Consider the following 1,668-nt stretch of genomic DNA (forward strand, 5'->3'; position numbering starts at 1 on the left):
TTTTGTCACCGGCAAGCGTCGCGTGGTCGATGGCGACGCCGCCGGCGGAGGAGAAGCTGCCTGCCGCATCGAGGTTGAGCGAGCCGAGCCCCGCCTGGCGGGTCTGGCTGGTCTCGGCGCCGCTGAGCTGCGCCTCGAAACGAATGTCGGGGGCTGCCGACGGTCCCGTCACTTGCGCTGTTCCGCCGAGCGTGCCCGCGGCGTCGAGGCCCGGTGAAAAATCATTGGCAAGGGCGGCCGGCAGTGCGGAAAACTCTGCCGCGAGGTCGAGTGTCTGGCCGGCGGTGCCGGACACGGTCACCGATCCGCCGCCGACATCGAGCAGCAGCTTTTCGATGCTGGCCGTGCCATTGGCGATGCTCAGGGTCGACGGCTGCGCGACCGCCGCCTTGATGCCGCGAATGGTCGCTTCGCCCGAGGCGATCTCGACACTTGTCGTGCCGTCCGCGATCTTCACCCTGCCTTCGGCCGTGGCCGGNACTTGTCGTGCCGTCCGCGATCTTCACCCTGCCTTCGGCCGTGGCCGGAATGTCCTTGACGGTGGCGCCGCCGGAAAACCGGGTCCAGTCGCCGTCGCGCGTCAGGTCGACATCGATGCCGCGAATGACGGTGCCGCCGGAGGTGACGCTGTCGGCACGGATTTTTCCGGAGATCACCGGTGCGGCGAGATAGTTGGCAATCAGCGCATCGATGGTGACCGTCTTTGCCGAAAGATCGCCGCGCGAAATTGAATCTGTGGTCGCCTTGATGGCGACATCAGACGCATTGCCGGTCTTCGAGAAGGCGATCGTGCCACGCACGTCGCCGTTAGCTTTTTCCAGCGCCAGGGCTGCGAGCGGACTGATATCGGGTAGATCCAGCGCCACCGTGCCGAGCGGCAGGAATCTATCGTCGAGAGCAAGGTCGCCCGAAACTTTGTTGTCGCCCAGCGACAGGCTTAGTCCGTTTATGGACCGCTTTCCCTGGCGCGTTACCAGCGACGCCTTGAAATCGAGTGGCTCGTCATTGACGGATCCGGTGAGCGAGATATCGGCCGCCGGGCTGGCGATGTCGCCCTTCCCCGTCGCGGTGAGCTTTAGCCCGGTGATTTCTCGCGCCGCCACCGAAAGCCGGTCGCTGTCGACCGTCAGCGACAGGTCCGGCGCTGTACCGGCGCCCTGCGCGTTCAGCGCGAACGCGATGGCGCCCTTGGCATCCCCGGACAGAAGCGAGATGTCGGCCAGCGCGCCCTTGACGTCGGCGCTGACCTTGTTGTCGGCGAGGCTGGCCTGCCCGTCGGCGCTGAATGCACCTGATACCAGCCTGATGGCGTTGGCGGTAACATTGCCGTTGGCGTCGCGCTTCAGTGCCGCGCTGAGCTGCGTCCGCTCGGCGAGCACGCCGCGCATTGCCGCCGGCAGTGCTGCGGAAGCCGCAACCGCCCTGAGGTTGAGATCGATGGCGCCATCGGCCAGCGAGACCCTTCCATTAAAGCCGCTGTCCAGCGCCTCGCTCGTCACCGAGCCGCTGTCGATGACGATGGTATCGGTAGCGAGATCGCCGGCGACCTTGGCAGTGATCTTTCCGGCGAGCAGCGGCGCGATGGTCGGATTGTCCAGGCCGATCTTGTCCGCCGTCACCGTGCCGGAGATCGGCCCTGTCCGGCCCTTCAGATCGAAGGCGTCGGAA

At 66.1% G+C, this 1,668-nt stretch carries 1 protein-coding gene; it reads right to left on the bottom strand.

What is annotated here, in order from left to right; all coding sequences use genetic code 11:
- A partial coding sequence (locus CIT26_RS38585) for a hypothetical protein (RefSeq protein ID WP_342587042.1) occupies positions 1 to 295 on the bottom strand: 295 nt, incomplete at its 3' end.
- Positions 296 to 1,668: the final 1,373 nt, after the last annotated feature.

The sequence above is a fragment of the Mesorhizobium temperatum genome (genome assembly GCF_002284575.1).
Taxonomy (GTDB): domain Bacteria; phylum Pseudomonadota; class Alphaproteobacteria; order Rhizobiales; family Rhizobiaceae; genus Mesorhizobium; species Mesorhizobium temperatum.